Origin of the sequence: Kitasatospora sp. NPDC059827 (assembly GCF_042731675.1) — a bacterium.
GTDB lineage: Bacteria > Actinomycetota > Actinomycetes > Streptomycetales > Streptomycetaceae > Kitasatospora.
The window spans coordinates 1-4101 of record NZ_JBHWIV010000172.1 but is presented as its reverse complement, the minus strand read 5'-3'; the positions used below and the strand labels follow the sequence as shown (position 1 = coordinate 4101).

4 protein-coding genes are annotated in these 4101 nt (G+C 75.2%); 3 read left to right on the top strand and 1 reads right to left on the bottom strand.

Annotated elements, in window-relative coordinates:
- Positions 1 to 101 precede the first annotated feature (101 nt).
- A complete protein-coding gene (locus tag ACFV8H_RS41270) occupies positions 102 to 1079 on the bottom strand; it encodes a DUF4349 domain-containing protein (RefSeq protein ID WP_380409907.1) in 978 nt (325 codons plus the stop codon).
- A gap of 186 nt (positions 1080 to 1265) precedes the next feature.
- On the opposite strand from ACFV8H_RS41270, the gene ACFV8H_RS41265 reads away from it, so the two are divergent.
- The 3 genes from ACFV8H_RS41265 to hemQ are packed head-to-tail and all read left to right on the top strand — an operon-like array spanning position 1266 to position 4055.
- Positions 1266 to 1856: a Uma2 family endonuclease gene (locus ACFV8H_RS41265; RefSeq protein WP_380409905.1), complete on the top strand. Its 591-nt coding sequence runs from the start codon at positions 1266 to 1268 to the stop codon at positions 1854 to 1856.
- Positions 1857 to 1890: 34 nt separating this feature from the next.
- Positions 1891 to 3333, top strand: coding sequence for a protoporphyrinogen oxidase (gene hemG / locus ACFV8H_RS41260; protein WP_380409903.1), 1443 nt, complete (start codon positions 1891 to 1893; stop codon positions 3331 to 3333).
- The gene (gene hemQ, locus ACFV8H_RS41255; protein WP_375888299.1) at positions 3330 to 4055 is read left to right on the top strand and encodes a hydrogen peroxide-dependent heme synthase; all 726 of its coding nucleotides are present in this window, start codon (positions 3330 to 3332) and stop codon (positions 4053 to 4055) included. The genes hemG and hemQ overlap by 4 nt, the downstream gene beginning before the upstream one ends.
- Positions 4056 to 4101: the final 46 nt, after the last annotated feature.

The window sequence follows — 4101 nt, the reverse complement described above, 5'->3', positions numbered from 1 at the left end:
ACCGGCGCCCCGCCGCGTGGGGCCTTTGGGGCCCGCGGCCCGGCCGGGCCGCCCCCCGGCGGGGGGGGGCCCCGGGGTGTGGGGGGGCCCGCCGCCGTGCGTCATTCCCCGGAGGCCCCGGAGGCCCCGGGCTGCTCGGGCTCCCCGGGCTGCTCGGGCCGGACGGCCGGCCGTGCGCGGGTCCGGCGCCAGTACCGGTAGAGCAGCGCCCCCGGGACCCCGAGCACCAGCAGGAACGGCGCCACCGCGGCCAGCGCCACCACCAGCGCGGTCCCGATCGCGACCAGCACGTGCCAGCCGCCGCCCAGCGCCGAACCCACCGAGTCGCCGAAGCCCTTCCCCCCGGCCGCCGTCGGCGTCGGGGTCGGCGTCGGGGCCACCGCCTCGCGGCGGACGTCCAGGGTGACGGTCGAGTACGAGGTTCGGGCGGCCAGCTCCTTCTGCTGCTTCTGCAAGGACTCCAGGTCCGCCTCCCGGCGGCTCAACTCGCCCTCCAGCGAGGTGATGTCGCTCAGCGTCTTGGCCTGGGCCATCAGCGCCCGCACCCGGTCCACGCTCGCCTGCTGGGTCTGCACCCGGCTCGCCACGTCCGCGACCTGCTGGGTCAGGTCGTCCGCCTGGCTCTTGCGCGAGACCACCCGGCCCAGGGCGGCCAGCTGGTCCAGGGTCTGCTGGTAGGCGGCGGACGGGATCCGCAGCGTCAACTGGCCGTACTCGTCCGCGCCGCCGCCGTTGACCGACTCGCCGCCCACGTAACCGCCCGACGCGGTCGTCAACTCCCGCGCCCTGCCCAGGACCTGCCCGACGTCCTTGGTGGTCAGCGAGAGCTGCGCGGTGTACGAGATCAGCCGGGTGTCCGCGGCCGGAGTGACCCCGGCCGCCGCCGGCGCCCCGGAGGGCTGCCCGCCCGCCGGGGCGGGCGCGGCCGGCGCGGCCGCCCCACCGGCCGCCTTCGCCGGCGCTCCCGCCGAGTCGTTCCGCCCCGAGTCCCCGCCGCCGCTCGCACTGCAACCCCCGACCAGCAGCACCGCGGCAGCCACCGCCACCACCGGCACCCCGGCCCTCGTCCGTCGTCCCATTCCCCGGCCCCTCCCCAAGTCCGTTGGCATTTCCTGCCATTGGACGCAAGAGCCTGCCCGACGGACCCGCCCGGCAGATCGCAGGTCCATCACAGCTCGGCCCCGGGACGGACACGACCTCGACCCCAGCCCGCCGCAACGCCAGGAGCCGACTTCGCACGCCCCCGAACTCGCTACGCTGGACCGGTGCGTGAGCTTCCGGACTGGATGTATGCGCCCCGCATCGAGGGCTGGTTCGCCGATGATCTCGACCGGTTGCCGCAGGCGCCGCCGCACACCGAGCTGCTGCACGGCGCCTTGGTGTTCCGGCTGACGCCTCAGCGCTCCTGGCACAGCCGGGTCGTCTCATGGCTCACCGGAGCACTGGAAGGGCCCGCTCCCGAGGGTGTCCGGGTGGAGAGCCGGATGACTGTGACGCTGGACGAGCGGAACCGACTGGAACCGGACGTGCTGGTGTCCCGGTCGCCCTTCGATCCGGATCGCACCGGGTACGTCCCGGGTGAGGTGCTGCTCGCGGTCGAGGTGGTGTCGCCGGAGTCGGAGTGCCGTGACCGGGGGGTCAAGCTCCTCAAGTACGCCGAGGCGGGCATCCCGCACTACTGGATCGTCGAGGACGAGGGCGGCCTTCCGGTCGTGCACGCCTTCGAGCTGGAACCCGCGACCTCCACCTACAGTCCGGCCGGAATCTTCCGAGGGAAGCTCGTGCGGTCGGTGCCCTTTCCGATCGAGATCGACCTCGACGGGCTGGTGCCCGACAGCAGGCGTGCAGCGGATTGAGGCATCCGTGTAAAGACCTGCGAGACTGCGAGGCATGTCGGATGCACAGGTCGTCGTCGTCGGTGGTGGGATCGCGGGGCTGGCTGCGGCCGCCTTCCTGAGCGGGGCGGCCGGGGGGCCGGCGCGGGCGCGGGTGACGGTGCTGGAGGCGTCGGGGCGGGTCGGCGGGAAGCTGTGGGGCGGCGAGGTCGGCGGGGTCCGGGTGGACCTCGGGGCCGAGTCGGTGCTGGCTCGGCGGCCGGAGGCCGTGGAGCTGGCCCGGGCCGTCGGGCTGGGGGCGGAGCTGGAGCCGCCGACCGGCGCCAAGGCGGCGATCTGGACCAGGGGCGCGCTGCGGCCGCTGCCGGGCGGGCAGGTGATGGGCGTCCCGGGTGACCTGGAGGCGCTGGCCGCCTCCGGGGTGCTGAGCGCCGAGGGGCTGGAGCGGGCCCGGCACGAGCGGGCCGGCGAGGTCGGGGCGGACGTCGCGATCGGCCGCTACGTCGCCGACCGGCTCGGCCAGGAGGTGGTGGACCGGCTGGTGGAGCCGCTGCTGGGCGGTGTCTACGCCGGTCGCGCCGAGGAGATCTCGCTGCGCGCCGCCGTGCCGCAGCTGCTGCCGATCGCCCGGGGCGGCGGCTCGCTGGTCGAGGGGGTGCACGCGCTGGCGTCCCGGCCGCAGGTGGTCGGCACCCCGGTGTTCCAGGGGCTGCGCGGCGGCCTCGGCACCCTGCCGGCGGCGGTGGCCGCGGCCTGTGTGAAGGCGGGTGTGGACCTGCGCACCGACACCCCGGTGGAGGAGCTGCGCCGCACCCCCGAGGGCTGGCGGGTGGTGGCCGGCGGCGAGGTGCTGACCGCCGACGCCGTGGTGCTGGCCGTGCCGGCGTCGGCCGCGGCCCGGCTGCTGCGGGCGGACGCCCCGGCGGCGGCCGCCGAGCTGGACGCCGTCGAGTACGCGGGCATGGCCCTGGTGACCCTGGCGTTCCGCCGCGCCGACCTGCCCGAGCCGCCGGCCGGCAGCGGCTTCCTGGTGCCGCCGGTGGACGGCCGCCGGATCAAGGCCTCGACCTTCTCCTCCAACAAGTGGGGCTGGCTGCAGCGTTCCGCCCCCGACGCCTTCCTGCTGCGCACCTCGCTGGGCCGCCACCGCGAGGACGAGGTGCTGGAGCTGCCGGACGAGGAGCTGGTGGCCCGCTCGCTGGCGGACCTGGCGGAGGCGGTCGGCCTGACCGCCCGGCCGTACGACACCTTCGTGTCGCGTTTCACGGCGGGCCTGCCGCAGTACCCGGTGGGCCACCCGGACCGGGTGGCCCGGGTGCGGGCGTCGGTGCGGGCGGTGGGCGGCCTGGCGCTGTGCGGCGCCGCGTACGACGGGGTGGGGATCCCGGCCTGCATCGGTTCGGCGGCCGCCGCCGCGGCGGCCGTCGGTGAGCACATCGACGAACGGTTGACCCCGACGACCGGGGACGGTTCCACGGAGAGGACAATGGGCGCATGACTGAGAGCGTTGAGCGGGAGCCCGAGCAGCGGCCCGAGAAGAAGAAGGCGCGCGACCTGAACCAGGTCATCCGCTACACCATGTGGTCGGTGTTCAAGCTCAAGGGCGCCCTGCCCGAGGACCGCACCGCCCTCGCCGCCGAGGTGGACGAGCTGTTCGCGCAGCTGGACGCCAAGGACGTGACGATCCGCGGCACCTACGACGTCTCCGGGCTGCGCGCGGACGCCGACCTGATGGTCTGGTGGCACGCCGAGGACTCGGACGACCTCCAGGAGGCGTACAACCGCTTCCGCCGCACCGGTCTGGGCCGCCAGCTGGAGCCGGTCTGGTCGAACATGGCCCTGCACCGCCCGGCCGAGTTCAACAAGTCGCACATCCCGGCCTTCCTGGCCGACGAGCGCCCGCGCGACTACGTCTGCGTGTACCCGTTCGTCCGCTCCTACGAGTGGTACCTGCTGCCGGACGCCGAGCGGCGCGCGATGCTCGCCGAGCACGGCCAGATGGCCCGCGGCTACCCGGACGTGCGGGCCAACACGGTGGCCTCGTTCGCGCTCGGCGACTACGAGTGGCTGCTCGCCTTCGAGGCGGACGAGCTGCACCGGATCGTCGACCTGATGCGCGACCTGCGCCCCTCCCGGGCCCGGCTGCACGTCCGCGAGGAGGTGCCGTTCTTCACCGGCCGCCGCAAGCCGGTGAGCGAGCTGCTGAACGGCCTGGCCTGACCCGCGCCGCACCGGAGGCCGGCTCCCACCCCGCCGGGGTGGGAGC